Annotated in this window: 24 protein-coding genes; 11 read left to right on the forward strand and 13 right to left on the reverse strand. The window is 61.2% G+C overall.

From position 1 onward, the window contains the following. Positions 1–960 precede the first annotated feature (960 nt). Together SLW75_RS00005 and SLW75_RS00010 are read right to left on the reverse strand one after the other, a co-directional pair. A complete protein-coding gene (locus SLW75_RS00005; protein WP_065989501.1) occupies positions 961–1893 on the reverse strand; it encodes a hypothetical protein in 933 nt (310 codons plus the stop codon). Positions 1894–1931: 38 nt separating this feature from the next. Then, positions 1932–2135 (reverse strand): hypothetical protein, encoded by a 204-nt coding sequence (locus SLW75_RS00010; RefSeq protein ID WP_410933171.1) that lies wholly within the window; start codon positions 2133–2135, stop codon positions 1932–1934. A gap of 101 nt (positions 2136–2236) precedes the next feature. Here SLW75_RS00010 and SLW75_RS00015 point away from each other — a divergent pair, with 101 nt between their 5' ends. The 3 genes from SLW75_RS00015 (at position 2237) to SLW75_RS00025 (ending at position 3883) form a co-directional block, all read left to right on the forward strand. Beyond that, positions 2237–2713, forward strand: a complete 477-nt coding sequence (locus SLW75_RS00015) for a GNAT family N-acetyltransferase (RefSeq protein ID WP_065989503.1) — start codon at positions 2237–2239, stop codon at positions 2711–2713. Positions 2714–3074: 361 nt separating this feature from the next. Next, a complete protein-coding gene (locus SLW75_RS00020; protein WP_410929546.1) occupies positions 3075–3335 on the forward strand; it encodes a DUF1652 domain-containing protein in 261 nt (86 codons plus the stop codon). 86 nt (positions 3336–3421) lie between these two features. Next, on the forward strand, positions 3422–3883 hold the full coding sequence (locus SLW75_RS00025) for a hypothetical protein (protein WP_296313611.1): 462 nt from the start codon (positions 3422–3424) through the stop codon (positions 3881–3883). A gap of 12 nt (positions 3884–3895) precedes the next feature. On the opposite strand, the gene SLW75_RS00030 is transcribed toward SLW75_RS00025, so the two are convergent. Beyond that, positions 3896–4210, reverse strand: a complete 315-nt coding sequence (locus SLW75_RS00030) for a hypothetical protein (protein WP_065989512.1) — start codon at positions 4208–4210, stop codon at positions 3896–3898. Between the two features lie 954 nt (positions 4211–5164). Here SLW75_RS00030 and SLW75_RS00035 point away from each other — a divergent pair. Further along, positions 5165–6532: a pyridine nucleotide-disulfide oxidoreductase gene (locus SLW75_RS00035; protein ID WP_410933172.1), complete on the forward strand. Its 1368-nt coding sequence runs from the start codon at positions 5165–5167 to the stop codon at positions 6530–6532. An 84-nt stretch (positions 6533–6616) separates the two neighbouring features. On the opposite strand, the gene SLW75_RS00040 is transcribed toward SLW75_RS00035, so the two are convergent. Beyond that, positions 6617–7870: a M20/M25/M40 family metallo-hydrolase gene (locus tag SLW75_RS00040; protein WP_410933173.1), complete on the reverse strand. Its 1254-nt coding sequence runs from the start codon at positions 7868–7870 to the stop codon at positions 6617–6619. Positions 7871–8032: 162 nt separating this feature from the next. Between SLW75_RS00040 and SLW75_RS00045 the strand changes: the two genes are divergently transcribed. Further along, positions 8033–8269 carry a DUF465 domain-containing protein gene (locus SLW75_RS00045; protein ID WP_410933174.1) on the forward strand — a complete coding sequence of 79 codons (237 nt, stop codon included), beginning with the start codon at positions 8033–8035 and terminating at the stop codon, positions 8267–8269. Between the two features lie 280 nt (positions 8270–8549). On the opposite strand, the gene csrA is transcribed toward SLW75_RS00045, so the two are convergent. From csrA to SLW75_RS00060, 3 genes are all read right to left on the reverse strand, one after another. Continuing rightward, the gene (gene csrA / locus SLW75_RS00050; RefSeq protein WP_065989520.1) at positions 8550–8738 is read right to left on the reverse strand and encodes a carbon storage regulator CsrA; all 189 of its coding nucleotides are present in this window, start codon (positions 8736–8738) and stop codon (positions 8550–8552) included. A 588-nt stretch (positions 8739–9326) separates the two neighbouring features. After that, positions 9327–10679, reverse strand: a complete 1353-nt coding sequence (locus SLW75_RS00055; protein WP_065989522.1) for a GntP family permease — start codon at positions 10677–10679, stop codon at positions 9327–9329. Positions 10680–10807: 128 nt separating this feature from the next. Beyond that, on the reverse strand, positions 10808–11335 hold the full coding sequence (locus tag SLW75_RS00060; protein ID WP_410933774.1) for a gluconokinase: 528 nt from the start codon (positions 11333–11335) through the stop codon (positions 10808–10810). Positions 11336–11602: 267 nt separating this feature from the next. Here SLW75_RS00060 and SLW75_RS00065 point away from each other — a divergent pair, with 267 nt between their 5' ends. After that, positions 11603–12619 (forward strand): LacI family DNA-binding transcriptional regulator, encoded by a 1017-nt coding sequence (locus SLW75_RS00065; RefSeq protein WP_410933175.1) that lies wholly within the window; start codon positions 11603–11605, stop codon positions 12617–12619. Between the two features lie 18 nt (positions 12620–12637). Here SLW75_RS00065 and SLW75_RS00070 read toward each other — a convergent pair whose 3' ends face one another. The 5 genes from SLW75_RS00070 to glcD all read right to left on the reverse strand — a co-directional run bounded on the left by SLW75_RS00070 (position 12638) and on the right by glcD (position 19184). Next, the gene (locus tag SLW75_RS00070; RefSeq protein WP_410933176.1) at positions 12638–14815 is read right to left on the reverse strand and encodes a malate synthase G; all 2178 of its coding nucleotides are present in this window, start codon (positions 14813–14815) and stop codon (positions 12638–12640) included. Between the two features lie 57 nt (positions 14816–14872). Further along, positions 14873–15280 (reverse strand): heme-binding protein, encoded by a 408-nt coding sequence (locus SLW75_RS00075; protein ID WP_065989530.1) that lies wholly within the window; start codon positions 15278–15280, stop codon positions 14873–14875. A 65-nt stretch (positions 15281–15345) separates the two neighbouring features. Continuing rightward, the gene (gene glcF / locus SLW75_RS00080) at positions 15346–16569 is read right to left on the reverse strand and encodes a glycolate oxidase subunit GlcF (RefSeq protein ID WP_410933177.1); all 1224 of its coding nucleotides are present in this window, start codon (positions 16567–16569) and stop codon (positions 15346–15348) included. Positions 16570–16572: 3 nt separating this feature from the next. Beyond that, positions 16573–17685 (reverse strand): glycolate oxidase subunit GlcE, encoded by a 1113-nt coding sequence (gene glcE, locus SLW75_RS00085; RefSeq protein ID WP_410933178.1) that lies wholly within the window; start codon positions 17683–17685, stop codon positions 16573–16575. After that, positions 17685–19184: a glycolate oxidase subunit GlcD gene (gene glcD, locus SLW75_RS00090; RefSeq protein ID WP_410933179.1), complete on the reverse strand. Its 1500-nt coding sequence runs from the start codon at positions 19182–19184 to the stop codon at positions 17685–17687. The genes glcE and glcD overlap by 1 nt, the downstream gene beginning before the upstream one ends. A 283-nt stretch (positions 19185–19467) precedes the next feature. Between glcD and glcC the strand changes: the two genes are divergently transcribed. From glcC to hppD, 3 genes are all read left to right on the forward strand, one after another. Beyond that, entirely contained in the window at positions 19468–20241 is a 774-nt protein-coding gene (glcC, locus tag SLW75_RS00095; RefSeq protein WP_192134293.1) for a transcriptional regulator GlcC, read from the forward strand. 125 nt (positions 20242–20366) lie between these two features. Continuing rightward, the gene (maiA, locus tag SLW75_RS00100; RefSeq protein ID WP_410933180.1) at positions 20367–20999 is read left to right on the forward strand and encodes a maleylacetoacetate isomerase; all 633 of its coding nucleotides are present in this window, start codon (positions 20367–20369) and stop codon (positions 20997–20999) included. 142 nt (positions 21000–21141) lie between these two features. Beyond that, positions 21142–22218 carry a 4-hydroxyphenylpyruvate dioxygenase family protein gene (gene hppD, locus SLW75_RS00105; protein WP_410933181.1) on the forward strand — a complete coding sequence of 359 codons (1077 nt, stop codon included), beginning with the start codon at positions 21142–21144 and terminating at the stop codon, positions 22216–22218. Positions 22219–22516: 298 nt separating this feature from the next. On the opposite strand, the gene SLW75_RS00110 is transcribed toward hppD, so the two are convergent. Next, positions 22517–23311 carry an IclR family transcriptional regulator gene (locus SLW75_RS00110; RefSeq protein ID WP_410933182.1) on the reverse strand — a complete coding sequence of 265 codons (795 nt, stop codon included), beginning with the start codon at positions 23309–23311 and terminating at the stop codon, positions 22517–22519. A 108-nt stretch (positions 23312–23419) separates the two neighbouring features. Between SLW75_RS00110 and hmgA the strand changes: the two genes are divergently transcribed. Continuing rightward, a complete protein-coding gene (gene hmgA / locus SLW75_RS00115) occupies positions 23420–24736 on the forward strand; it encodes a homogentisate 1,2-dioxygenase (protein ID WP_410933183.1) in 1317 nt (438 codons plus the stop codon). After that, entirely contained in the window at positions 24733–26031 is a 1299-nt protein-coding gene (fahA, locus tag SLW75_RS00120) for a fumarylacetoacetase (protein ID WP_410933184.1), read from the forward strand. Before hmgA ends, fahA begins: the two co-directional genes overlap by 4 nt. Positions 26032–26163: the final 132 nt, after the last annotated feature.

Genomic DNA, 26163 nt, shown 5'->3' on the forward strand with positions numbered 1-26163 from the left:
GGCCCGCCGCCATCCGCCATCCATGGCGGGGGGCGGCTCTCGCGGCATCCATGCCGCTCGGCCCACTGCGCGAGACCTGCGTTCAGCCTGCACCCAAGTCGCGATTGGCGGCGTCTGATCTATTGCGTACGAAGATCAAGATCTAAAGCAGATCTAAAGCAGATCCAAAGCAGATCCAAAGCAGATCCAAAGCAGATCCAAAGCAGATCCAAAGCAGATCAGGGGCAAAGCACGGCAGATCAAGCGCTGAGGATTTGTGGGAGTGAGCTTGCTCACGAACGGGTCAGTACATTCACCGGATTTCTGGTGTTTGGAGTACAGCATTCGCGAGCAAGCTCGCTCCCACAGGCAGGAGGTGCTATCAGCAAAATTGTTGGCGGCTGGGCTTGCCTCTTCCCGGCTAAAGCCGGTCCCACTAAGGCAGCGCATGCATCCATTGAAATCGGCTCCGACGGTAGGACCGGCTTCAGCCGGGAAGCCTTTGATCTGCTTAAAACGCGCTTTTGATCTTCATGCACAAATAGCTCAGTCACCGCCAATCGCGACTTGGGTGCAGGCCGAATGTAGACGACGCGCAGTGGGCCGAGCGGCATGGATGCCGCGAGAGCGCCGCTAGGACATGGATGTCCGTTCGGCGCGGGCCCACGGAGCGTCGTCGGAGTGAGGGAACCCCGAGGAACGAGGGGCCAAACCAAGAGCAGGCACTTTTGCTTACTTTTGGTGCTTTTCAAAAGTAAGTCGCCGAAGGCGAAATGTCTGCCCTTAGGCAGACGCTCTTGATCTCTCCAACGGACAACTTCATTTACCGAAGACCAAAAAAATCCGCGCTGCCTCGGGGAGAACAGCGCGGACCTTTAATCAATCACTCAATCAATGCACAAACAGCGCAATCAAAATAATGATCGGGATTGGAATGCCGAGGAACCACAGAAGTAGTGAACGCATGATGACTCTCCTTAATCAGCGAATGCTGGAAGTATTGGAATAAGCACGGGTTTCGACATACGTCACCGCATCACGACGACGACCACCCCAGATGGCAGCAAGGCTCGCGACGAACGCACCGCACAGCAGCGAAACGAAAGTCCACAGCGCAGCGGTTGCAGCAGCCTTCGCGGCAGCGTCGGCAGCCTGTTGAGCTTTCAGCTTGGCATCAGCCACAGCCTGCTTGGCCTGACCATAAACCTGATCAACCCGCGCCTGGGCATCGGCCTGACTCATGTTGGTACGCTGAGCGACCAGCTGTGCCAGGTAAGTACGGTCTTCCGGGGCCAGCTGACCATCGTTGGCCATGGTTTTGGTGAAGATACGTACCACAACACCGTGCGCAGCATCATCGCTGACGGCGGCAGGGCGATCATCGCGGAACAGCGAATCGATGTAATAGCCATACTGATCGCTGCTGGTATTGCCCGCTGCAGAACCGGCCGCGGTGGCGGCAGTACCTGCAACACCGGCAACCGCGGTAGCGCCGGCTTTCACGCCGCTGCCGACGATGCCGCTGACCGAACCGACGATCAACACGGCAGCGACCAGCGTAGCGACTGCCCACGACAGGAAGCCGTGCGCAGTATCACGGAAGTAAACTTCGTCACCGTGCATATTGGCCCATTTGACGCGCAGGCGGCCGGCGAGGTAACCGCCAAGACCCGAGGCCACGATCTGCGTCAGTGCGAGCCAGACGACCGTGGAAATACCGATGGTCTTCGCGCTGGCACCTTCGTTGGCCCAAGGCGACATCGCCGAGAAACCGAGGCCCGATCCCAGCAGGACCAGGATTAAGGAAAGCGCGGCGGCTCCGGCGGCACCCGCGAAGATGGCCCCCCAGGACACGCCTGAGACCGAGGAGGATTCTTCTACAGCGGCAGGATAAGAATCAGGTGAGACGTTCATTGTGCTGCTCCGTGCGAATGATGTTGTGCTTCTCCCCATTACGGTGCACTGCCTGTGCCAGCGACCGCTACTTTAAAAAAACCAATAAAATCAATTGCTTGTGGAATAGGGGTTTTGATGTGTTCGTGCAAAATGCATGAACCTGATAAATCCACGGATGCGTTCTGCCCGGTCAATGGATTTCCATGCCTGTCAAAGGTTTGCGACAATCCTTTGCGACGGATTCCGTCAACGCGCAACATTCCGGCACATTTATGTGTGGACGTTGTCTCATAACATCAGCCCCGCAGGTTGACAGCCATAGTCCGCCCACGGCTCCTGTTTCTTCGAGAGGTAACCCAGCATGTTTGTCCATCGCCCCCTGGAAGAAAAAGACGTCCCTTTTATCTGCGACATGCCCCAGAGCATTGATGAGCTCTTCTATATGTTTCCAAAGGCGGTGTTCCCGCTGACACCGGAGCAGCTCAATGAATCCATCGCGCAGCGTTCGGACAACACCGTCATCGAATTGGACGGCCAAGTAGTCGGATTCGCCAACTTCTCCCGATACGATTTCAGAGGCCGTTGTTCCATGGGCAACGTCATCATCGATCCGCGCTTTCGCTCAAAAGGCGTTGGTCGCTACATGATCGGCTGCATGATGGAGTTGGCGTTCGGCAAACACGAAGCGGCGGAGCTGACCGCGTCCTGCTTCAACCATAACGTCCCCGGACTGCTCTTCTACCCCAAGCTCGGTTTCAAGCCTTTCGCCATTGAAGAGCGCCTGGACAAGCGAGGCGCGCGCGTGGCCCTTATCCATCTCAAGTTGCCTCGAAGCTGACCCACAGACCGCTTAATGACGCCAGTCGTCGGGCGCTTCACGGCTGCCCGACGAACGGATGAGCACAACCCTCGGCCCCTCCCGGGCGATAAATCCCATTATTCCGCCAATTAAGCGATGAGCCGCGGCGTTTCCAATCCGGTGAATCGTTTTTCCTCGAGCAACTTGGCTCGTGCGCAGCCATTTGCGTGTGGCAGGCAGCTGTTTGCCTCACTTTGGGGCGCGGCGTATAAGGTGAATATCCCTGATTGCCGGATGGCGGACGGGGTACGGGAAACTTCTCCACCTTCGTGGAATGGGATATTGATAGTCTGGCGAGCGGCTGAACGCATCAACCAGTCCTGCCTGTGGAGGATTGACGATGATTGCCTGTACGCTCTCTAACCTGGAACTGCGCAGCATTATAGAAAGCGCGTTTCTGCCCCTGCGGTGTCACTGCACCGTATTGGGGGACCTGATGACGGTTGAAGTCATCGACCCCGCGACCGAGCACGTCGAACTGTTCGCTTCCAATATTGCCTTGGACTCACTCGATAACAGCCACGCCTTGTGCGCGCTGATCCGGGAGCTTCAGGCCGAGCTCGCAAAGGCCAGGCATTACCCCCATTCCCTGGCGAGCTGAGCGCAGGGCTCTAGCAATAATCGCCGTTCGGCCTTATGTTGGTGAGCATCGGCCCTGAGAGGCCAGGCGGGATATTGAGGATTTGCATGGCGCAGGCGCAACCCGAGATTGAGGCAGTACAAGAGCAGAGACCAGCGGCACCCTTGCGCCGTCGGCGCAAGGTCATGATCGGCGTCGGCGGCCTGCTGGGCATTGTGGTGGTGGGCGCCGCGACGATCGTCACGATGCTGGAGCAGCTGGAAATGCGAAATGCCAGCTTCCGACCGCCCATGACTTCCCTGGAACGGCAACAGCTCCTGCCACCGGAGCCTGTGCTGGAAGTCAAACCTCAGGTGGAAGGCCTGCGCTACGGCGCCGCCATTTTGCCGGATCAGGCTGCGAGCGCCGATTCCGCCACGCCTGAACAGGCGTCGGCTTCAGCAGCGGCCCTGCTGTTTAGCGCGCCGTCTTCGCCCCTTGGCCCTTCACCCCTCACGACACCTGATCCGCGGTCCGGCAAGCCAACGGGCATCGCTCAGGCGATCCACGTGCATAACAGCGCGCAGTAGGCACCACCTTTCTCAATGCATCCGGCGACGGTGCTCATTTTCGAAGAGCAGTTTGAACTGCTCTTCGCCATTGTCTTGAACCGCATAGTGCTCGCGAACAGGCCCTGCTTCGATGCGGCCATCCATTGCAACTCGGATGACGGCTGACTTGGGCAGATAGTCCGGCACGTCACCGATGATCGTCAGCTCGCGCAGGCGGTGGCCGTCGTGCTCTATGGTAGTAAGCCGCACTCGGCAGGTTGCCTGCATGGGGATAGGCCCAAACAGCGTGTCCCGCGAATAATCAATTTCGGCGATGCTGGACCGACGGGTTTTATCAGCATTCATAAGGTCACCTCTCTCTGTCCATTGGAAAGTGTTCAAGCATGACAATGGAGACATGGCAGGCCGGAATAGTTCTCATCGCTGCTGACGATAGTTCTCCATTCATCCGATACGCCAGTGCGTGCCCGTGCTTTTCGGGAGAGTGATGGTGATTACCGGGGTCGATAATTCTGACGTCAATAAACACGACGGCACTTAAACGGTTATAGGACAGTACAATCGGAGCGTGACACTAAAAGCACGTCGCATGTTGCGAAGAAAGCCGCTTATATCCGTCAACGACATGAGATCTGAGATTAAATTGCGAAAGGCTCTTATTTTATAAATCCATGGGCGCCTGCCTGTGCGACGGAATAATGGCGTCATATTTAAAAAACCTATTCTAAACAATGGGTTGTGTATCGAGATTGTCGCGCTGGACGTTTTCTCGGAAAATTGACACTTCGCCGGTTATTTGCAACCATCACTTTACGTTTTCAAGTCTGATGATCTGCACTTAGTGCAAGCGTCGACACTTCTCTTTTCGGGATTAATCTTTGCAGACGCGCGACGAGTTGGCGGTAGCGTCCCTGAAGAAACCTTGAAAAGAGCAGCGCAAAGAGTAGGCACCCGGGCAGGCTCGGAAAAGGCCCCGCCACCCGGCAAGCAGCGTGTCAGAGCCTGCGCCGATTGATCGACCGCGCATTGATCGTCCGACCTTCCAGAGCCGCAAACGTGACGCAAATCACCGCGGTTGTCATGCCTGCCGAGTGCAATAGTTCAATAACAGCGCCTTTATTTTTCAACTTGAAAGTCCAGACATCGCCTCAGCGATAGCGGTTGAACGCGCACGCAAGTGCGGCGGTTTATAACGCACGTGGCGATACGGTAACGACCCAGCGTGGAGTGACAGTTATGCAAGGAGATCATCTGGAAACCGTTTGCGGTTGCGTAGTAGGGGGTGCCGGACCTGCGGGAATGGGACTGCTTTTCAACGCACTGAAAAGTGGCGCCATGCCAGAACTGGCCAAGGAAGGTTTAATCATTGTCGATGCAAGTCCCACGCCGGGCACGGGTCGTTTGGGCGATTACCGGATCACCGCCAACTCGGTGGGCGATGTGTTCCTGGATTGCCTGCGCGACCCGGCTTTGCGTGATGTATTCGAACCCCTCGAACATTCGCCCGCTTATTGGCGCATCCGTCGTCAGGCGCAAAGTGCGCCGCAATTGGCGGACGTCGCCGAGCTGCTGGCGGAAGCCTCGACGCTGGTGCTCGACTTTATCGTCGAGCGGTACGGCGTGAAGTTATGGAGCAGCACGACGATCACCGAGATCGTGCGCGACGGCGATGACTATCAGGTGTGGGTCGAGTCCGATGGCCGCAGTCAGCGAGTTCGCAGCCGTGCAGTCGTCCTCAATCTGGGGGGTTGGCAGGACCCGCAGCATCTCCTCGACAGCCTGGCAGATCAAGGCCTCGCGGTGCCGCCCTCGGCGCAGATCGAGAGCGCCGATGCGCTGCTGAGAATGAATGCCGTGCAACTGCGCCACCTCTTCGCGAAGACGCTGGCGGCCAAGGGCCGGGTGTGCGTCGTGGGCGGTTCCCACAGTGCGTTCTCGGTGCTGGAAAACCTGGCCGACGCGCTGGAGTTTGCCGGCCTGGAGGAGGTCACGCTGGTCCACCGTTCGCCGATCCGCCTGTTTTACGAAACCGCTCAGGCCGCGCTGGATGCAGGCTATGTGTTCGATGGGGTCAGGGATGTCTGCCCGGTGTCGGGGCGGGTCAACCGGTCAGGCGGCTTGCGCTATCGGGCGCTGGACGTGGGGCGTGAAGCCCTGTCCAAAGGCCAGATCGGCAAGACCGGCGTGCGCGTCCAGCTGCTGCAAACCCATCAGGGTCCGACCGATCAGTTCGAGCGCGCCCGTCTGGCGCTGGCGGAAGCCGACATCGTCGTGCAGTGCACGGGCTATCAGCCGTTGCTGCCAGCCTTGAGTCATGCCAGTGGTGAGGCCATCACGCTGATGGAGGTCAAGGGCGGGCTGGATTCAGATCCAACGGGTTGCCCGCTCGACGCCAGCGGTCAGCGCCTGCACGGCCTGCACCTGTTCGGCCTGGGGGCCGGGCTGGGGGTTGATCCGCGATTGGGCAGCGAAGCATCGTTTGACGGCCGCATCTACGGGGTTTGGCAGTTCCATCACGACGCCAGCGGCGTGGTGATCGATTCGGTCCTGACCCGCTTGCAGACCCCGGCACTGCAGCCGGTCGCTGCGGCGCCACGGTTGGTGTCCAGTCGCAGCGAAGAACGTTTGCCGTTCCTCTGGCCCGTGCTGATCAACGCGCAATCCTGAGGCACATTGCAACAGCTGAATCCCGGCGCTCCTTTGGTTAGGCAGCCCGGGATTTTTTTTGCCCGAGAGGCGACCAGGCGTCGGTCACTTGCCCGGAGTGTGCGTCGCCAGCTCCATGATCATCCGCGTCAGCAGGTAGATGCGCGGCGACACGCTGTCGACTTCCGCGTATTCCTCGGGCGTGTGAATATTGCCGCCAACGATGCCGAAGCCATCCAGGGTTGGCACGCCGACCCCGGCCGAGAGGCTCGCATCGGCCGCGCCGCCGCTGCCTTCGATGGTCAGTTTGCGGCCGATCTCGCCGTAGATGCCCTGGGCGATATCAACCAGCTTGTCGGTTTCCGGCGTCTGCGGCATGGGTGGCAAACCACGCTCCAGGCGGGTGGTCACTTGGGTGTCCGGGATCAGTTTGTCAGCCGACACCCGCGCCAGATCCTTCTCGATGCGGTCGAACTCTTCCGGCACGGCGGCGCGCACATCGGCCTTGGCGGTGGCCTGATCGGGGATGACGTTGGTGCGATCGCCGGCGTTGAGCACGGTGAAATTGATCGTGGTCTTCTTCTCGGCGTCGCCCAGCTTGCCCAGTTGCAGAATCTGATGCGCCACCTCCATGGCCGCGTTGCGCCCCAGTTCCGGCGCGACGCCGGCGTGGGACGCCTTGCCCTTTACCTCAACCACTGCGGTGGCGCTGCCTTTGCGCCAGATCACCAGACCGTCGGCGGGGCGCCCCGGCTCCAGGTTCAGGGTCACATCGTGCTGTTTGGCGACCTTCTGGATCAGCGCGGTGGCGGCGGCGGAACCGGTCTCCTCGCTGGCGTCCAGCAGGAAGGTAATCTGCGCGTAGTCCTTGAAGTCGAGCTTCTTCAGAATCTTCAGCGCGTAAAGCCCGGCAACGATGCCGCCCTTGTCGTCCATCACCCCTGGCCCGTACGCACGGCCGTCCTTGATGTGGAACGGGCGGGCGGCGGCGGAACCTTCCTTGAACACGGTGTCCATGTGCGCCATCAGCAGTATCTTCGCCTTGCCGCTCCCTTTTAGCGTCGCGACCACATGCTGGCTCTTGTCCGGCGCGGTGTTGGGGATCATCTCGATGGTCGCACCGAGCGCCTTGAGCTGGGCGACGACGATGTCACGCACTTGGGTCAGTCCCGGCTCGTAGCCGGAGCCCGTATCGATATTGACCAATTGTTCCAGCAGCTTCAGCGCGTCGTCCTTGGATTGCTCGGCATCCGCCTGAATCTGTTTATCGGGCTCGGCAAAAGCAGGCGCTGCCGCGGAGAAGGCGATACCGAAGGCCAGCGCGCTGGCGAGAAGAGAGCGGGAAAACGGTGAGGTCATGGTCGATCCTTGAAGTGGCATAAAAGGGCTGGAGAGACACCGTAGCCCGTTGCGCAGGATCGTGCATGTCAAAACGCGTTATTCACATCGACAAAAACGCCGAACCTTTAGGCTGGGCTACCCTCAACATTCCTACGTCAGTCATCAGAGGAGAGGCATCCCATGCCGGTTAAGCACGATTTGTACGCGGAGCTGAGCATCACCAAAGACGAGCTCGCCAAGCGCAAGGGCACCGACGCGAAGCTCAATGCCCTGGTCGAGCACTACAATGAGCTGGACATCCATATTGTCAGCGCCGAAGAGGCGGGCGATATTCCCGACGATGAGTTGAAGAAGCTCAAGGAAAAAAGGCTGCAGGCCAAAGACACCATCGCCAGCCACCTGAATACCTCGGGCTGATCGGGTCAAACGACTCAGCAACTAAAACGGCCGATCTCTTATGGAGGTCGGCCGTTTTTAGTTGGCGATTCCGGATGCCTGACAACTTGTCGCGGCATCTGGAAGTGCATCGCCCAATACGCTGGATCTGTGTGTTCGCTCGCGCTTAGTTATCGGCGTGGGCGACTTCGATGGATCCAAAGTTCAGACGAAAAAAAACGGCGTCTGGTCAGTCGCCGTCGCCGATCTGTCAGCACCGGGTGGCCGCTGACAGTAATCGAATAAGCATAAACCGGAGGGTTTATTGCGGATCCTGGTCGGGTGCAGCCTCGGCCTTGATGCGCTTGTAGATTTCTTCGCGGTGCACTGAAACATCTTTCGGAGCGTTGATGCCAAGACGGACTTGGAGACCCTGAACGCCCAGAATGGTAACGGTGATGTCGTCACCAATGTTTATGCTTTCGCCGACTTTGCGGGTGAGTATCAACATAATCTTTTCCTTGATGGCCTCATGAAGCGCCTCTACCGGGAGGCTGGCGTGAGCCTTTGGGTGGTGGTGATTGCCGATTGCATCCAAATGCGTTCATCAGTATGACGCCATTGGTACGATTTTAATTCCCCAGGTTCATCGTCTTGTCACAGTTAGCGCCGCTCCTGGGTCGAACGGCAGGGGAATCTTGCCTGATACTGGCGGTAAATTCCCGTGCAAATCGGCCATCGTTTGATAGCCGGATTCCGCGCGGCGCCTATTCCACACTCCTTTAGCCTTTATTGCAAAGAACTCATGCGGGCCGGTGATGAAATTTTCATTAGATTGCCCCGTACGAGTTCTCAGAACGGAGTGTAGGAGACTTCCGAAATGAGTACCGGCAAAACGCCGTAACTTTAATCGAATTGATGAGGGGATGTGTGAACGGTTTTGTATCAAGCCCCGGTTTATCAGACCTGAAGACTCGGACGTCGACATCGGGATAGGAGCGGAAGGGGGCGAGGGGGGCTGAAATAACATGCCCACCGCGGGGGTGGGCATGGATGCAACAGGGAGGCATGGCCGCGTCAATATGCCGCGATCAATGCATCAGACGACCAGCGACAGCAGCATGATCAGGATGATGCCCACCACCGACAGGATGGTTTCCATCACGGTCCAGGTTTTCAGGGTTTCAGCCACGGTCATGTTGAAGTACTGCTTGACCAGCCAGAAACCCGCATCGTTCACGTGGGACAGAATCAGCGAACCGGCACCGGTTGCCAGAACCAGCAGTTCGCGGTTCACCCCCGGGATCATGCCAACCACCGGCGCGACGATCCCGGCACCGGTGATGGTCGCGACGGTCGCGGAACCGGTGGCGATACGGATCACTGCAGCCACCAGCCACGCCAGCAGAATCGGCGAGATCTGCGCCTGCACGGCCATGTGGCCGATCAGGTTACCGACGCCACTGTCCACCAGCATCTGCTTGAAGCCACCGCCGGCACCGACGATCAGCACGATCGCGGCCACTGGCGCCAGGCTCTGGTCGAGCAGCTTGATGATGTGATCGCGGCTGAAGCCACGGGCCGAACCGAAGGTGTAGAACGCCAGCAGCAGGGCGAACAGGAGAGCAGCGATCGGGTGACCGATGAAGTCCATCCAGATGCGGAAGATGTGACCGGCTGGCAGCGCAACGTCGGCAAACGTCTTGAGCAGCATCAGGAACACCGGCAGCAGGATGGTCACCAGCGTGATGGCAAAGCTTGGCAGGTTGTCGTTGGTCGATTCCTTGGCAATCTGGTCCATCAGCTCTTTCGACGGGTTGCCCGGAATGCGCTTGGCAATCCATTTACCGTAGATCGGGCCGGCGATGATGGCGGTCGGGAACGCGACGATCAGACCGTAGAAAATGGTCTTGCCGATATCGGCGTTGAAGATGCCGATCGCCAGCAACGGACCCGGATGCGGAGGCACCAGACCGTGGACGGCCGACAGACCGGCCAGCAACGGGATACCGATCTTGACGATGGACACGCCGCTGCGACGGGCAACGATGAACACCAGCGGGATCAGCAGCACGAAGCCGATTTCGAAGAACAGCGGGATGCCCACCAGAAACGCCGAAAACATCATGGCCCAGTGCACGCGGTCCTTGCCGAAGCGACGGATCAGCGTCTGGGCGATCTGGTCAGCACCGCCGGAGTCGGCCATCAGCTTGCCGAGCATGGTGCCCAGGCCGAGGATGATGCCGACGAAACCCAGCACGCCGCCGAAACCGTCCTGGAACGATTTCATCACTTTGTCGACCGGCATCCCGGAGGTCAGCCCGAGAAAACCGGCAGCGATGGTCAATGCAATAAAGGGGTGGACTTTGAACTTGGTGATCAGAAGCACAAGGCCAATGATGGTCACCAACGCATCGACCAGCAGATACGTGTCTTGAGTCATACCGAACATGGGGGTGTCTCTCCGTTGTATTTTGTTTTTTTGGAGCTGCTGCTTGACGCTGTCGCTCTCTGCCCTGTGAAGCAAGGGCAGCGTCATCAGAGACAGCGCTACCTTTGCCGCTCACGCCTGATCGAGGATCAAGAGCCGGTGCGCGCGGTGACAGATGGGGTTTGAGCCTCGGAGCCAGACTCGCTCCACCACGTGGCCGCTTCCTTACCGATGGCCTCGATCGATTGGGTCGCGTCCACCACCAGTGTGCGGTCCTCGTTATACGGAGGCTCGAGGGTCGCGAACTGGCTGTCGACCAGACTGGCCGGCATGAAGTGGCCCGGGCGATGGGAGCAGCGTTCGGTGGCGAGTTCCTTGGTCAGCTCCAGAAACACGAAGCCCAGCTCCGGCACGGCTGCACGCAGACGTTCGCGGTAGATGAGCTTGAGGGAGGAGCAGGTCAGGACAGGTTTTTCGCCGTTCTTCACAGCGGCGGCCACTTCTTCGCCGAGGCGGGTCAGCCAGCCGGCGCGATCGTTGTCGTCGAGGGGATGGCCGTCGGTCATCTTCTTGATGTTGGCAGGAGGATGGAACGCATCACCCTCGATCAGGCGGCCGCCGCTGTTTTTAGCGATGGCCTCGCCGACGGCGCTCTTGCCGCAGCCGGAAACACCCATTACCACGATGGCGGAAATAGCATGTGGAGCAGTAGTCATAAAAACCTCGTCCCGGAGACAGCGCTGTCTTCGCCGAATGGTGTGCAAGTCCGGCGAGACTGTTTCCAGGTGTAGTCATTGTTATGGGTATCTCGCTGATCCATGAGATGCAAAACCCGGTCGTGGAATCGATCGAAAAGTTGCGGGCCTCCGTGAGATAGCGCTACCTTAGAGCCCATCCCACACAATCGCAACCCCCGCAGCTTTCTTCCAATCAGTTGGCAACGCATGACACGTATTGGTTCCCGCTCCACCGGTCGTCCCACCCTCAACGAAGTCGCCAAACTGGCCGCCGTCTCGCCGATTACCGCGTCCCGGGCCTTGCGTGGCGTGGCCACTGTGGCGCCGGAGCTGGTGGAAAAAGTCCGCGCTGCTGCGCTGAGTCTAGGCTATGTCACCAATCCTGCCGCCCGGGCGCTGGCGTCTTCGCACAGTCAGTCGGTGGTGGTGCTGGTGCCGTCGCTGTCCAACCAGTTGTTCATCGAAACCCTTGAGGCGATTCAAACGGTTCTGCGCCCGCGCGGGCTGGAAGTGGTGATCGGTAATTATCACTACTCGCCTATAGAAGAAGAGAACCTGCTGCGCAGTCATCTGTCCCACCGGCCGCGGGGGATTCTGCTGACAGGGTTTGATCGCAGCGTGGCGGCGCAGCAGTTGCTCGCGTCCAGCGGGGTGCCTTGCGTGCACATGATGGAGCTGGACCCGAGCCGCGCCGAGCCCTGCGTAGGGTTTTCCCAGCAACAGGCGGGTGCCGAGGCGGCGCGGCATCTGTTGAGTCGTGGCCGGCGGCGGCTGGCCTATGTGTCGGCGCAGCTTGATCCACGGGTGATTCAACGGGGCGTCGGCTTTCGCGGCGCATTGGAGCAGGAAGGGCTGTATGACGAAGCGCTGCAATTGGCGTCGCCGCTGCCGTCGTCCATCGGTTTGGGGAGTGAGTTGTTCGCCCGTTTGATGGAAACCCATCCGGACGTCGACGGGGTGTTTTTCTGCAATGACGACCTGGCCCAGGGTGCATCGCTGGAAGCCCTGCGGCGGGGCATTCGTATTCCGGAGCAGGTGTCGCTGATCGGCTTCAACGACCTGCCGGGCTCGGCGCACATGGTGCCGCGCCTGACCTCCATCCGCACCCCGCGCGAACAGGTCGGCCAGCGCGCCGCACAATTATTGCTCGGCTTGCTGGACGGCACGGTTCAAGAGGCGCAGGTGGATCTGGGGTTTGAACTGGTGGTGCGGGAGAGCACGTAGCTCGCTCGCACCCTTGGATCAATGCTCCTTCTTGAATGCGAGGCGGAACTCATGCAGCAGCGGTTCGGTGTAGCCGCTCGGCTGTTCGCGGCCCTTGAACACCAGCGCGCTGGCGGCCTGGAAGGCCACTGACTTCTCGAAATTGCCGGCCATTGGCGTGTAGGCCGAGTCACCGGCGTTTTGCCGGTCGACCACCTTGGCCATACGTTTCAATGCATCTTTCACGTAGTCCTCGGAGACCACGCCGTGGCGTAGCCAGTTGGCGATGTGCTGGCTGGAAATACGCAGCGTCGCGCGGTCTTCCATCAGGCCGACGTTGTGGATGTCCGGCACCTTCGAACAGCCAACGCCTTGCTCCACCCAGCGCACCACATAACCCAGCAGCCCTTGGGCGTTGTTTTCAACTTCCTCGCGAATCTGATCCTCGTTCCACTCCGCCTTTTCGACGACCGGAATGCTCAGCAGGTCCAGCAGAATGTCTTCGCTGATGCTGTCCAGGTCGACCTGTTCCAGCTCCTGCTGCACCGCTTTCACGTCCACTTTGTGGTAGTGCAGCGCGTGCAAGGTAGCCGCGGTTGGCGAAGGCACCCACGCGGTGGTCGCGCCGGATTTCGGGTGCGCGATCTTCTGCTCCAGCATGTCGGCCATCAGGTCCGGCATTGCCCACATGCCCTTGCCGATCTGCGCACGGCCGCGCAGTCCGCAAGCCAGGCCGACCAGCACGTTATTGCGCTCATACGCCTTGATCCACGGCGTGGCTTTCATGTCGCCCTTGCGCAGCATCGGCCCGGCTTCCATCGAGCTGTGCATCTCGTCGCCGGTGCGGTCGAGGAAGCCGGTGTTGATGAATGCCACCCGCGACGATGCCGCTTCGATGCACGCATTGAGGTTGACGCTGGTGCGCCGCTCCTCGTCCATGATCCCCATCTTCAAGGTGTTACGCGGGATCTTCAGCGCGTCTTCGATGCGGCTGAACAGCGTGTTGGCGAACGCCACTTCGTCCGGGCCGTGCATCTTCGGTTTGACGATGTAGACGCTGCCGGCGCGGGAATTGGTGCGGTTATGCAAGTCGTGCAAGGCGATCAGGCTGGTGATGACACCGTCGAGAATGCCTTCGGGGATTTCCTTGTTGCCGTCGTAGAGGATCGCCGGGTTGGTCATCAGGTGGCCAACGTTGCGGATGAACAGCAGCGAGCGCCCGTGCAGGGTGATCGCGCTGCCGTCGGCGGCCGTGTACTGGCGGTCGGCGTTCAGGTGACGGGTGATGGTCTTGCCGTTCTTCACCAGCGCTTCGGTCAGGTCGCCTTTCATCAGGCCCAGCCAGTTGCGGTAGATCACCAGCTTGTCGTCGGCATCGACGGCGGCGACCGAGTCTTCGCAGTCGATGATGGTCGACAGAGCAGCTTCCAGCAGCAGGTCCTTGATCCCGGCCGGGTCAGTGGCGCCGATGGGGCTGGCGGGGTCGATCTGGATTTCGATGTGCAAGCCGTTGTTCTTCAGCAGGATCGCATTCGGCTGGCGCGGCTCGCCCTGATAGCCGACGTATTTCTCGGGCTGGGCAAGGCGCGACGGGCTGCCGTCGGCGAGGGTGACCAGCAATTCGCCGCTGTCGACCGCGTAGGCCTTGGCGCCGACGTGGGAACCGGTGGCCAGGGGCGCGGCTTCATCGAGCAGGGCGCGGGCGAAGGCGATGACTTTCTCGCCCCGCAGCGGGTTGTAACCGGCTTTGATCTCGGCGCCGTTCGCCGAGGAAATGGCATCGGTGCCGTACAGTGCGTCGTAGAGCGAACCCCAGCGCGCATTGGCGGCATTAAGGGCGTAACGGGCGTTTGCAGCGGGCACCACCAGTTGCGGGCCGGCCTGCTCGCTGACTTCGATGTCCACCTTGTTGGTGGACACCTGGACCTGCGCCGGTACCTGCTTGAGGTAGCCGATGCTGTCGAGGAAGGCGATGTACGCCGGCATGTCGGTGACCGGGCCAGGGTTGGATTTGTGCCACTTATCCAGCTGAGCCTGTAGGCGGTCGCGCTCTTTCAGCAGTTCGCGGTTGACCGGGGCGAGGTCGTGGACCAGCGAGTCGAAATCGGCCCAGAACAGCTCCGGGGTCAGGCCTGTCCCGGGAATCACTTCCTCGTCGACAAAGCGCTTGAGGTTGGCCGCCACTTTAAGGTTGTGGCAATTGACGAACTCGGTCATCTCGGTCTCCATCATGAATTGGGTTTGCAGCGTTGCGGCAGGCGGTCGCGGCGGGCGTTATTGCGCGCTCACCGCCGCCACCCCGGCCTTGGCCACTTGCGCATCCTGGTCGGCTTTGACGCCGGACACACCTACCGCGCCGATGGTCTCTCCGTCGATGATCACCGGCACGCCGCCTTCCAGCGACGTCAGCAGTGGCGCGGTGACGAAAGCGGTACGTCCGCCGTTGACCATTTCCTCATACCCCTTGGATTCACGACGACCCAACGCCGAGGTGCGCGCTTTTTCGATGGCGATGTACCCGCCAATCGGCGCGCAGCCGTCCAGGCGCTCGAAGCCCAGCAGGTGACCACCGTCGTCCGTCACGGCGATGGACACGGCCCAGCCGTTGTTCTGCGCCTCGGTGCGTGCTGCGGCGAGGATCTGGGTGACTTCGGTCTGGGTCAGTACGGATTTGGTTTTCATGCAGTTCTCCTGAAGGCAAAGGGTGTCATGAGTGTGCGTCTGATACGGAGCCAGGGCGCCTGCAATCAACTTGGAGGCAAGGCGTCCTCGATGAGTTCGATCCAGTGTTTGACCGGCGTGCGGTTGGCGCTGGCCAAATGCGTCTGACAGCCAATGTTGGCCGTCGCGATCACGTCCGGGTTGCCGCTTTCCAGCGCGTTCATCTTGTTGTCACGCAGCTGTTTCGCCAGCACTGGCTGAGTCACCGAATAGGTGCCGGCCGAGCCGCAGCATAAGTGACTGTCGGGCACCGGTGTGAGGTTGAAGCCCAATCGGGTCAACACCAACTCAACGGCGCCGCCGAGTTTCTGCGCGTGCTGCAGCGTACACGGGCAATGGAAGGCCAGGGTCTGGCGCGTGCAACCGCCGAGCTGTTCAAGGGGTTCGGCGCGCAGCACCTCAACCAGGTCCAAGGTGCGTTCGCTGATGGCCGCCGCTTTTTGCGCATAAGCCGGGTCATTGCGCAGCAGGTGGCCGTAATCCTTGACGAAGGCGCCGCAACCGCTGGCGGTCTGCACGATGGCCTCGGCACCGGCCTGAATGCTTGGCCACCACGCATCGATGTTCCGACGTGCGCGCTGCAAGCCTTGTTCCTGCGCATTCAAGTGGTAATCCACGGCGCCGCAGCAACCGGCCTGGGCAATGGATGTGACGCTGATGCCCATTCGGTCGAGCACCCTTGCGGTGGCGGCGTTGGTGTTGGGCGACAAGCCGGGTTGCACGCAGCCCTCGAGGATGAGCATCTGCCGCGCGTGCTGCCGTGTTGGCCGGGCCTTGGCGGGGCGGATGTTGCCCGGCAGCTTGGTCTTCAATGCGCCGGGCAGCAGGGGCCTGAAGGAATTGCCCAACTGGGTCAGGGATTTGAACAGGCCGGCGTTTGGCACCACGGCCCGCAGGCTGTCCCGCAGCAGGCGCTGGCCGAGGGGGCGCGGCACGGCGGCGTCGACCACCTCCCGGCCGATGTCCAGCAGGTTGTGGTAATCGACGCCGGAGGGGCAGGTGGTTTCACAGTTGCGGCAGGACAGGCAACGATCTAGGTGCAACTGGGTTTTCTCGGTGACTTCCTTGCCTTCCAGCACTTGCTTGATCAGGTAAATGCGCCCGCGCGGTCCATCCAGCTCATCCCCGAGCAACTGATAGGTCGGGCAGGTGGCGTTGCAGAAACCGCAGTGCACGCAGCTGCGCAAAATGCTTTCCGCTTCCTCGCCACGGGGCAGGCTCTTGGCGTGTTCGCTCAGGGTCGTCTGCATGGTTCAGATCTCCGCGTACATTCGGCCCGGATTGAAAACTCCGTGCGGATCAAGTTGCGCCTTGAGCTGGCGGTGGTAGCGCAGCAAGGGCGTGGCCAACGGCTGAAAAGGGCTGTCGTCGACGCCGTGGCTGAAGCAGGTGGCGTGACCACCTGCAGCGCTGACGATCCGCCGAATCTCGCTGCCGCTGGCGTCGGATTTCAACCAGCGTTGCGCACCGGCCCAGTCGATCAATTGATCCCCCGGCAGGTCCAGCGCCGCCGTGCTGACGGGCAATGACAGGCGCCACAGCGGCCGCCCATCGGTGAAGAACTCCAGGCGGTGTTCGTTGAGCGCGCGCCAATAAGCCGGGTCGATGGATTCGCCGCCCAGGCGTTCATGGGCCGCCGCGACCGAACCTTCGCCGCCTTCAAGACGCAAGCGCAGCACGCGGCCGTCATGGCTGGCGGCGCTGATCGGCAAGGGTTCCTGACCCCATTGCGCCAGGCGGGCGAGGGCGGTGGCGCTGTCCATTTCCAGCGCAATGCTGGTGCACAGTCGCGGCTTGGGCAGGACTTTCAATGAGACTTCGGTGATCAGGCCCAGGCAACCGAAACTGCCGGCCATCAGGCGCGACAGGTCGTAGCCGGCGACGTTTTTCATCACCTCGCCGCCGAAGCGCAAATGCTTGCCGAGACCTGTGATCACCCGCGTGCCCAAAACGAAATCCCGCACCGAGCCTGACCACGGCCGGCGCGGCCCGGATAAACCCGCTGCAACCATCCCGCCCACGGTCCCGTCGCCTGCGCCGCTAGCGTCTGCATCGCCACGGCTATAGCTCGGTGGCTCGCAGGGCAGCATCTGACCGGCGTCTTCCAGCGCGGCATTCAGCACCGACAACGGCGTCCCGGCGCGGGCGGTGATCACCAGTTCGGTAGGGTCGTAGGTGACGATGCCACTGTGGATGCGCGTATCGAGCACGTCACCGGCCACCTCACGACCCAGGAATACCTTGCTGTTGGCGCCTTGAATGCGCAGCGGCAGGGCGGACTGAATCGCCTGATTGACCTGTTCCAGCAGTGCGTCGCTCGCATCGCGCTCCTGGGCCACGAAGGCTGGCTGACGTTGGGCATCCATCAGAAACGCTCCAGTTCAGGGAAGGGCAGCTTGCCCATGTGCACGTGCATGGCACCGAATTCGGCGCAGCGGTGCAGGGTGGGGATGTTCTTGCCGGGGTTGAGGGTGCCGGCCGGATCGAACGCGGCTTTTACCGCGTGAAACAACGTCAGCTCGTCACTGTTGAATTGCGCGCACATCTGATTGATCTTCTCGCGGCCCACGCCGTGCTCGCCGGTGATGCTGCCGCCGACTTTCACGCACAGCTCCAGAATCTTTCCGCCCAATGCCTCTGCGCGGTCCAGTTCACCGGGTTGGTTGGCATCGAAGAGGATCAACGGGTGCATGTTGCCGTCGCCGGCGTGGAAAACGTTGGCGACGCGCAGGCCGTATTCTTCCGACAGTGCGGAAATCCCCTTCAACACGCCGGGCAATTCCCGACGCGGGATGGTGCCGTCCATGCAGTAGTAATCCGGCGACAGCCGACCGACTGCCGGGAAAGCGTTCTTGCGCCCGGCCCAGAAGCGCACGCGCTCGGCTTCGTCCTTCGCCTGGCGGATTTCGGTGGCCCCGGCGGTTTCCAGCACAGCACGAACCCGGTCGCAATCGGCATGAACATCCGCTTCCACGCCATCGAGTTCGCACAGCAGGATGGCTTCGGCGTCGACCGGGTAGCCGGCGTGGATGAAGTCTTCAGCGGCGCGAATAGCGAGGTTGTCCATCATTTCCAGGCCGCCGGGGATGATGCCTTCGGCGATGATGTCACCCACTGCGCGCCCGGCTTTTTCCACCGAGTCAAAGGCGGCCAGCAGCACGCGCGCCACTTGGGGTTTGGGCAGCAGTTTGACGGTGACTTCGGTGATCACGCCGAGCATGCCTTCGGAACCGGTGAACAGCGCCAGCAAGTCGAAGCCCGGTGAATCCAGCGCGTCGGAGCCCAGCACCATGTGCTCGCCCTCGACCGTGAGGATGTCGACCTTGAGCAGGTTGTGCACGGTCAGGCCGTATTTCAGGCAATGCACGCCGCCGGCGTTTTCCGCGACGTTGCCGCCGATGGAGCAGGCAATTTGCGAGGAGGGGTCCGGCGCGTAATAAAGGTCGTAAGGCGCGGCGGCCTGGGAGATGGCCAGATTGCGCACACCGGGCTGCACGCGGGCATAGCGCCCGGCGGGGTCGATGTGCAGGATTTTGTTGAAACGCGCCATCACCAGCAGCACGCCTTTTTCCAGCGGCAGGGCGCCGCCGGACAATCCGGTCCCGGCACCCCGCGCCACCACCGGTACGCCGCGCTCATGGCAGACCTTGAGCAGCGTCTGCACCTGCTCGATGCGCTGGGGCAGCACCACCAGCATCGGCGTCGTGCGGTACGCGGAGAGGCCGTCGCATTCGTACGGGCGCAGTTCTTCCTCGCGGTGGAGGATGTCCAGATCAGGCAGGCGGGTTTGCAGCGCGTGCAGCAACAGTTGTTTGTCGATGACCGGCAGAACGCCGTCGACACGTTCGTCGTACAGGATATTCATGATGGGTTCGCAACCCTGTCTTGTTTTTATTGGAGGCCCGTTCCGTGACGGAACGTGAATGGCTGGCTTGCATCATTGGCTCAGCGGGGCTTAGTGTCTACCGGGTGGAGCGGTGGTCGAACCAGTTTATTGAAGAGAGGTGATGAAATTTTCGGCCAATTGCCTTTTTTATCAGTGAGATAGCTCGGCGCGCGGTATTCGTTATTTTTAGGGTTGCCCGTGGTCATACCAGTGCTCAGTGTGCCTGGCCTAGTCTTTTAAAGCACTCAAGGAAGTCCGAACCATGCAAACCACTCAAGCCCAACGCCCGCAGCAGGTCGCCGATGTGGTCAGCGAGCGCATTGAGCGGCTGATTGTCGACGGAGTGCTTAAAGTCGGTCAGCTGTTGCCTTCCGAACGGCGGCTGACCGAAAAGCTCGGTGTGTCGCGCACTGCCCTGCGCGAGGGCCTGCAGCTGCTGCGCGCCAGGGGCATCATCGAAACCCGCCAGGGCAAGGGCTCGTTCGTCGCACAGATGGGCGGGCTCGGGCTGACTGCCAATTCGCCGCTGATGCACTTGTTCGCCTCCCAGCCGCGCACGCTGTATGACCTGTTCGAAGTGCGCAGCCTGCTGGAAGGGGAGTCCGCGCGGCTGGCGGCGCTGCGCGGCACTGACGCGGATTTTGTGCTGATCACCCGCGCCTACGACGCACTGGTCGCCGGCCACGATCACCCCTTGCCCGCGTCCGAACACGCGCGGCTCGACCATGCGTTTCACCTGGCCATCTGCGAAGCGTCCCACAACCCGGTGCTGGTGCAGACCCTGCGTTCGTTGACGGATCTGCTGCTGAACACGGTGTTCGCCTCGGTCAACAACCTCTATCACCGTGACGCCCAGAAGCGGCAGATCGATCGCCATCACGCTCGGCTTTATAACGCGGTGACCGGTCGTTTGCCTGAGCAGGCGCGCAAAGCGGCCGTGGCGCATATCCAGAACATCTGCGACAACCTGCGGGAGATCGAAAGCGAGGAGCAACGGCTGGTGCGCGCCACCCTGCGACTGGAGGGCTGGGCCTGAGCCACGCGGGAGGTTTACGCGTGTGGACCTTGGCTTGACACCCATCCCGTATTGCCGCAGCTTACGCATTGCGTAAGTCGCTTACGCCGTAGTGAAAACCAAAACAACAATAACAGGCCATTCCCGTGGATCTTTTCACCTACTACCGATCGACCTCGAGCTACCGGGTGCGCATTGCCCTGGCGCTGAAAGGTCTCGCGTTCAACGCACTGCCGGTCAACCTGATCCGTGACGGCGGCGAACACCACACGCCCGATTATCTGGCGATCAACCCCCAGGGCCGCGTTCCCTCTTTGAGGCTGGACGACGGCGAGGTGATCATCCAGTCCATGGCGATCATCGAATACCTCGAAGAATTATCCCCTGAACTTGCATTGCTCCCCGACGCGCTGCTCGACCGCGCGCGCCATCGGCAGGTCGCCGCCCTGATCGGCTGCGACATCCACCCGCTGCACAACGTCGCGGTGCTCAATCGCCTGCGCGGCATGGGCCACGACGAAGGCGACGTGACGGCCTGGATCGGCCACTGGATCGGCGAAGGTTTCGCTGCGGTGGAGGCACTGATTGGCGACACTGAGTTTTGCTTTGGCGCGGTTGGCCTGGCCGATGTGTACCTGTTGCCCCAGGTGTATGCGGCAAGGCGCTTCAACGTAGACATGATCCCGTTCCCGCGAATTTGCCGGGTCGAAGCGCTGGCCTTGCAGCATCCCGCGTTTCAGACCGCCCATCCCGATGCGCAATCGGACACGCCGGAGTAATCTTTCCCCCATGAAAAGCTTCGGTCTGCAACTCATCTTCGGCGACTTTCTCGCCCGCAGCGTGCGGGGGATTTCCTGCGCGCCACCCGCTGAATCGTGATTCGAGCCGCTGTGCCTCTCACTATTTAGCAGGAGCAAGACCGTGACTGATCTCTATGAAAACCCGATGGGCCTGATGGGCTTTGAATTCATCGAATTCGCCTCGCCCACCCCGAACGTGCTGGAGCCGGTGTTCCAGATCATGGGCTTCACCCAAGTCGCCCATCACCGCTCCAAGAACGTGTCGCTCTACCGTCAGGGCGCGATCAACATCATCCTTAACAACGAGCCGAACAGCGAAGCGTCCTACTTCGCTGCGGAGCACGGTCCTTCCGTGTGCGGCATGGCCTTCCGGGTCAAGGATTCGCAACTGGCCTACAAGCGCGCGCTGGAACTCGGCGCCCAGCCTGTGGAAATCGGCACCGGGCCGATGGAGCTTCGCCTGCCGGCAATCAAGGGCATTGGCGGCGCGCCGTTGTACCTGATCGACCGTTTCGGTGAAGGCACCTCGATCTACGACATCGACTTCGTGTACCTCGAAGGCGTCGACCGTCACCCCAAGGGCGCCGGCCTGCAATTCATCGATCACCTGACCCACAACGTCTATCGCGGGCGGATGGCCTACTGGGCGAACTTCTACGAGAAGCTGTTCAACTTCCGCGAGCTGCGCTATTTCGACATCAAGGGCGAGTACACCGGCCTGACCTCGAAAGCGATGACCGCGCCGGACGGCATGATCCGCATCCCGCTGAACGAGGAATCGTCCAAGGGCGCCGGGCAGATCGAAGAGTTCCTGATGAAGTTCAACGGCGAAGGGATTCAGCACGTCGCGTTCTTCACCGAAAACCTGATCGACACCTGGGACCGGCTCAAGGCGCTGGGCATGCGCTTCATGACCCCGCCGCCGGACACCTACTACGAAATGCTCGAAGGCCGTCTGCCCAACCACGGCGAGCCCGAGCATGAGCTGAAAGCGCGGGGGATTCTGCTGGACGGCAACTCCGAAGGCGGCAGTCAGCGTCTGCTGTTGCAGATCTTCTCGGAAACCCTGATGGGGCCGGTGTTCTTCGAATTCATCCAGCGCAAGGGCGACGATGGCTTCGGCGAGGGCAATTTCAAGGCGCTATTTGAGTCGATCGAGCGCGATCAAGTGCGCAGGGGAGTGTTGGCGGTGGATTGAAGTACGCAGCCCGATTTGGTGCACGCGATATGTCTGTAGGACCGGCTTCAGCCGGGAAGAGGCCAATTTGGACACCATCAGTTTTGTGGTGTGGCTGCCGACGTCTTCCCGGCTAAAGCCGGTCCCACTAGATGCACACGGTCCGTTAGTAGGACCGGCTTCAGCCGGGAAGGGGCCGGTTTGAACACCATCAATGTTGTGGCGTAACCGCCGACGTCTTCCCGGCTAAAGCCGGTCCTACACGAGGAACGCGGTCCGTCAGTGGGAGCGCGGTCCTGCCCTTTGGGATCCTGACCAGTCACTCCACCCGCGGCATTTCCCCACCCATTCGCGCGCTGATTGCCTGTGCCGTTTGCAGCAGTTTCTGCGCGGCCGTCGCCTGGCGCTGATCGGTAAACACCGACGCCGAACCCACCACCGTCACCACACCCACCAGCTTGTTGCCCATGGCAAACACCGGCGACGACACCGCGTTGACGCCGGCCATCAACATCCCGTGAATCTGATGCACCCCGGTGCTGCGGATTTCGTGGACGTGCCGATCGATCTCCTTCAACTGCGCTGCATTCAACGAGGCCGATTCCGCCTCTCTCAACGCGGCGGTTTCGGTCGGCGGCAGAAAGGTGTCGAACACCAGCCCGGTGGACGAACCGAGCAGCGGCAGCACCGAACCGATCTGCGTGACCAGGGTGACCGCCCCCAGCGACTGCTCGACGTACACCACCGTCGGGCCTTTGTTGCCCCACACGGCCAGAAAGCAGGTTTCGTTGAGTTCGTCGCGCAGGGCGATCAGGGCCGGAGCAGAGGTCTTCAGCACATCCAGTTGGCTCAGTGCCGCCAGCCCGACCTGCAAGGCGGAGCGCCCCAGCCGGTAATGGTTGCTGGCCGGGTCCTGTTCGGCAAAACCGCTGTCCACCAGCGCTTGCAGGTAGCGATGCACCTTGCTGGCCGGCATGCCGACGTATTCGGCGAGTTTCGACAGTGACGTGGCAGGCGCCAGTTCGGCCAGCGCCTTGAGGATGCCGACGCCGACCTCAGCCGACTGGACTTTCTGCTGGCGCGGCGCGGTGGCGGGGGTGGAATCGTCGGTCATGGAAGGGAGGCCCCCGGTCTGGAAAGGCTGCTTTATAGCTTGACCCTTCTGCAAACTCAAATTACGTTATGCGTAACACGCTTACGATAAAAACAATAAGAGGTCGTCATGTCGACAGCACCCCGGTCCGAGTCCCTGCGCTACCAGTGCGGATTCGGCAATCAATTCAGCAGCGAGGCGATGCCGGGCGGTTTGCCCCACGGGCAGAACTCGCCGCAGCGTCACCCGCTGGGCCTCTACGCCGAGCAATTCTCCGGGACCGCGTTCACCGTACCCCGCGCCGAAGCCCGACGCTCCTGGCTCTATCGCATTCAACCCTCCGCCGCGCACCCTCGTTTTCAGCGCCTTGAGCGGCAGATCCCCGGTCAGCAGCAAGGCCCGGTCACACCCAATCGCCTGCGCTGGAATGCGTTCGACATCCCCGCCGAACCCACCGATTTCATCGACGGCCTGCATGCCCTGGCCAGCACCTCGTCTGCCGAACAGGCCGAGGGCGTAAGCGTCTACGTCTACACGGCCAACCTTTCTATGCAGCGCGCGTTCTTCAGCGCTGACGGCGAATGGCTGATCGTCCCTCAACAGGGCCGATTGCGCATTACCACCGAGCTGGGGCTGCTCGACATTGAACCCCAGGAAATCGTCGTGCTGCCCCGTGGTTTGAAATTCAGCGTCGAGTTGCTCGACGGCACAGCGCGGGGCTATATCTGCGAGAACCACGGCTGCCCCCTGCGCCTGCCGGACCTCGGGCCGATCGGCAGCAACGGCCTGGCCAATCCCCGGGATTTCCAGATCCCCCACGCGCATTTTGAAGACAGCGCACAGCCCACCGTGCTGGTGCAGAAATTTCTCGGCGAACTGTGGGCCACCACGCTGGGTCATTCCCCCTTCGATGTCGTCGCGTGGCATGGCAACAACGTCCCGTATAAATACGATCTGCGGCTGTTCAACACCTTGGGCACCGTGAGTTACGACCATCCCGATCCGTCGATCTTCACCGTGCTGACCTCGCCGGGCGTTGTCGACGGTCAGGCCAACGTCGATTTTGTGATTTTCCCGCCGCGCTGGATGGTGGCGGAAAACACCTTCCGGCCACCGTGGTTCCACCGCAACCTGATGAACGAATTCATGGGGCTGATCGACGGTGCCTACGACGCCAAGGCTGCAGGTTTCATGCCCGGCGGCGCGTCGCTGCACAACTGCATGAGCGCCCACGGCCCGGACAATGCCAGCGCCGAGAAGGCCATCGCCGCCGAGCTGACGCCGCACAAGATCGAGCAGACCATGGCCTTCATGTTCGAGACCGGCAAAGTTCTGCGCCCCAGCTATCACGCGCTGGAATGCCCACAGCTGCAAAGCGACTACGATGCCTGCTGGGATGGCATCGCCAGAACGTTCAAGCCTTTTGACACGGACAGCCAACGATGAGCACTCCACAGCATCCGCGTAGCTGGGTGACCAGCGCCAACGACCATCCTGATTTCCCCCTGCAAAACCTGCCCTTGGGCGTGTTCAGCCGCCCCGGTTTCGGCAAGCGCGGCGGCGTGGCCATCGGCGATTTCGTTCTGGACCTGCAGACGGCCCTTGAGGCCAGCCTGTTCAATGGCGCCGCGCGGGTGGCTGTCGAAGCCGCCTGTCGCGGGCAGTTGAACGACTTTTTCGCCCTGGGTGGTTCGTCGCGTCAGGCCCTGCGCAACGAATTGCTGCACTTGCTGGACGAAAAAACACTGCAGCGTGAACGCTTGCAGGCCATGGGGGATCGTCTGCTGGTGCCGATGAATGACTGCCAGATGCACATGCCTGCGCAGGTCGGCGACTACACCGATTTTTACGTCGGCATTCATCACGCGATGAACGTCGGCAAGCTGTTCCGCCCGGATAATCCGCTGTTGCCGAACTACAAATACGTGCCGATCGCTTATCACGGCCGGGCGTCGACGCTGGGTGTGTCGGGGATGCTGGTCAGGCGCCCCAGCGGACAGACCTTGAAACCGGGCGCCGAGACACCGGACTTCGGGCCGAGCAAGCGCCTGGATTACGAACTGGAAGTGGGCGTGTGGATCGGGCAGGGCAACGAGGCCGGCGAGCCTGTCCCCATCGGCAAGGCGGGTGAGCACATCGCCGGTTTCTGCTTGCTGAACGACTGGTCGGCCCGGGACCTGCAGGCCTGGGAATACCAGCCGCTGGGGCCGTTTCTGTCGAAGAGTTTTGCCACGAGCATTTCGCCATGGGTGGTCACGGCCGAGGCGCTGGCGCCGTTTCGTGCGGCCCAACCGACGCGTCCCGAGGGTGACCCGCAGCCGATGGCTTATCTGTTCGACGAGCAGGATCAGGCCGGGGGCGCGCTGGACATCGAGCTGGAAGTGCTGCTGCTTACCGCGCGGATGAAAGAGCAGGGCGTCGCGCCGCAACGGTTGGCCCTGAGCAACACGCTGAACATGTACTGGACCGTCGCGCAGATGGTGGCCCACCACAGCGTCAACGGCTGCAAGCTGCAAGCGGGCGATCTTTTCGGCACCGGCACCTTGTCAGGCCCGCAACCCGGTCAGCTCGGCAGCTTGCTGGAAATGACCGAAGGCGGAAAACGCGCCGTCGAATTGTCCAACGGCGAGACGCGGACCTTCCTGCAAGCGGGCGATGAGGTGATCCTCAAAGCGCGCTGCCGCAAGGACGGTGAAGTGAGTATCGGGTTTGGCGAATGCCGTGGGGTGGTGGTGGGCTAAAGCCAGTCCACTGGCACAGCGCATGCTCTGAGTAGGACCACGCACTTTTAGTGGGACCGGCTTCAGCCGGGAAAGCGTCATGCGTGACACCCCGTAATTGATGGCGTCTACATGGGCGTCTTCCCGGCTAAA

It is taken from the genome of Pseudomonas sp. W5-01 (genome assembly GCF_046540435.1).
Classification (GTDB): domain Bacteria; phylum Pseudomonadota; class Gammaproteobacteria; order Pseudomonadales; family Pseudomonadaceae; genus Aquipseudomonas; species Aquipseudomonas graminis_B.

Bases quoted from the DNA above. Each gene is read 5' to 3' on its own strand.
- SLW75_RS00020 (WP_410929546.1), top strand. From the start codon at position 3,075: ATGATTGCCTGTACGCTCTCTAACCTGGAACTGCGCAGCATTATAGAA.
- glcE (WP_410933178.1), bottom strand. From the start codon at position 17,685: ATGGATGCCCAACGTCAGCCAGCCTTCGTGGCCCAGGAGCGCGATGCG.
- SLW75_RS00030 (WP_065989512.1), bottom strand. From the start codon at position 4,210: ATGAATGCTGATAAAACCCGTCGGTCCAGCATCGCCGAAATTGATTAT.
- SLW75_RS00060 (WP_410933774.1), bottom strand. From the start codon at position 11,335: ATGGGTGTTTCCGGCTGCGGCAAGAGCGCCGTCGGCGAGGCCATCGCT.
- SLW75_RS00045 (WP_410933174.1), top strand. From the start codon at position 8,033: ATGCCGGTTAAGCACGATTTGTACGCGGAGCTGAGCATCACCAAAGAC.
- SLW75_RS00075 (WP_065989530.1), bottom strand. From the start codon at position 15,280: ATGAAAACCAAATCCGTACTGACCCAGACCGAAGTCACCCAGATCCTC.
- SLW75_RS00065 (WP_410933175.1), top strand. From the start codon at position 11,603: ATGACACGTATTGGTTCCCGCTCCACCGGTCGTCCCACCCTCAACGAA.
- SLW75_RS00035 (WP_410933172.1), top strand. From the start codon at position 5,165: ATGGGACTGCTTTTCAACGCACTGAAAAGTGGCGCCATGCCAGAACTG.
- csrA (WP_065989520.1), bottom strand. From the start codon at position 8,738: ATGTTGATACTCACCCGCAAAGTCGGCGAAAGCATAAACATTGGTGAC.
- hmgA (WP_410933183.1), top strand. From the start codon at position 23,420: ATGTCGACAGCACCCCGGTCCGAGTCCCTGCGCTACCAGTGCGGATTC.
- SLW75_RS00055 (WP_065989522.1), bottom strand. From the start codon at position 10,679: ATGTTCGGTATGACTCAAGACACGTATCTGCTGGTCGATGCGTTGGTG.
- SLW75_RS00010 (WP_410933171.1), bottom strand. From the start codon at position 2,135: ATGTTGCGCGTTGACGGAATCCGTCGCAAAGGATTGTCGCAAACCTTT.
- SLW75_RS00070 (WP_410933176.1), bottom strand. From the start codon at position 14,815: ATGACCGAGTTCGTCAATTGCCACAACCTTAAAGTGGCGGCCAACCTC.
- fahA (WP_410933184.1), top strand. From the start codon at position 24,733: ATGAGCACTCCACAGCATCCGCGTAGCTGGGTGACCAGCGCCAACGAC.
- glcF (WP_410933177.1), bottom strand. From the start codon at position 16,569: ATGCAGACGACCCTGAGCGAACACGCCAAGAGCCTGCCCCGTGGCGAG.
- glcC (WP_192134293.1), top strand. From the start codon at position 19,468: ATGCAAACCACTCAAGCCCAACGCCCGCAGCAGGTCGCCGATGTGGTC.
- SLW75_RS00005 (WP_065989501.1), bottom strand. From the start codon at position 1,893: ATGAACGTCTCACCTGATTCTTATCCTGCCGCTGTAGAAGAATCCTCC.
- SLW75_RS00015 (WP_065989503.1), top strand. From the start codon at position 2,237: ATGTTTGTCCATCGCCCCCTGGAAGAAAAAGACGTCCCTTTTATCTGC.
- glcD (WP_410933179.1), bottom strand. From the start codon at position 19,184: ATGAATATCCTGTACGACGAACGTGTCGACGGCGTTCTGCCGGTCATC.
- SLW75_RS00025 (WP_296313611.1), top strand. From the start codon at position 3,422: ATGGCGCAGGCGCAACCCGAGATTGAGGCAGTACAAGAGCAGAGACCA.
- SLW75_RS00040 (WP_410933173.1), bottom strand. From the start codon at position 7,870: ATGACCTCACCGTTTTCCCGCTCTCTTCTCGCCAGCGCGCTGGCCTTC.
- SLW75_RS00110 (WP_410933182.1), bottom strand. From the start codon at position 23,311: ATGACCGACGATTCCACCCCCGCCACCGCGCCGCGCCAGCAGAAAGTC.